Here is a 1,029-nt window from a genome sequence, read left to right on the forward strand (position 1 = left end):
AAGTTTTCCAGCGGCAGTGTGCCATCTGCAATGCCCTTGACAAACGGGTGCTCATTGTACTTGTCCCACAGATCAATAATGCTGTTATACAAACGCTCAGATACCTTCATAATATAACTCCTTCTTCTCTTTTACAGACAAATCATACCTGCCGCCATGAGTCCGATACAAATCACAGCAAAGCAAATATCTCCTGCATGAACGCGTGTGGTAATCACAAAGGTGCGAGTTCCATCGCCGTCAAATCCTTTGGATTCCATCGCCATTGCTACATTTTCCGACCAACGGATGCCATTGACCAGTGTGTTGAACAGCGGGCCAATCGGCAGTAAGCCGGTGCTCTTTTTTCTTGCTCGATACGCAAGATTGACTTCATCCCATTCCCGGCGCAGTGTCGGAACCAGATTCACTGCCGCCAACACGCCGTAAGCAAATTTCGGCTTGACATGCGCTTGATGCATCAGCGACATGATGAATTCTTTTTGGTCTGTCGAAAGGGCAAACAACATACCCATACCGACATACGCGAGAATGCGCGTGCTGAGCAGCAGCGCAGAACCCATAGATGCCACGTCATAAATAGATGCCGAGTCTCCCGCACTTTTTCCGTATGACATACCGGATACAAATACAGCACCCGCCAGCACAATGACCGGAACAAACGTCTTGACAAGCGATGACACTTTACAGTTGGACAGCACAATGAGTGCTGCCAGCGTCACCAGCCACACGGCAACATTCAATTTCCACGAGCTTGTCAGCGCCATTAAAATGCCGCAGACCAAAATCGTAATGACTTTGACAAAGGGATTGATTTTTTCCAAAACGGTCGGTCTCATCGATTCGTGTCCTCCCGTATCAGTTTTTTTCCTCGCATCTGATAGCGAACGTCCGCATAGGCCTGCGCCAAACCGCGGTCATGCGTCGTCATAATCACCGTCAGACCGTCTTCTTTGACACGCGCACAAACCTGATCCATCAGTGCCCGTGCCGAGCGATAATCCTGTCCATATGTCGGCTCATCCAGCA

Annotated in this window: 1 protein-coding gene and 2 pseudogenes; all 3 read right to left on the reverse strand. The window is 49.4% G+C overall.

The window, feature by feature from the left end; genetic code table 11:
- Positions 1-110 (reverse strand): annotated as a pseudogene (locus tag ACR0P9_RS13155) (thiaminase II); the annotation flags it as partial.
- A 21-nt stretch (positions 111-131) separates the two neighbouring features.
- Positions 132-839 (reverse strand): energy-coupling factor transporter transmembrane component T, encoded by a 708-nt coding sequence (locus ACR0P9_RS13160; RefSeq protein WP_432620868.1) that lies wholly within the window; start codon positions 837-839, stop codon positions 132-134.
- A pseudogene (locus tag ACR0P9_RS13165) lies at positions 836-1,029 on the reverse strand (energy-coupling factor ABC transporter ATP-binding protein); the annotation flags it as partial. The gene ACR0P9_RS13160 and the pseudogene ACR0P9_RS13165, both read right to left, overlap by 4 nt.

The organism is Butyricicoccus sp. (assembly GCF_050872565.1).
GTDB lineage: Bacteria > Bacillota > Clostridia > Oscillospirales > Butyricicoccaceae > Butyricicoccus_A.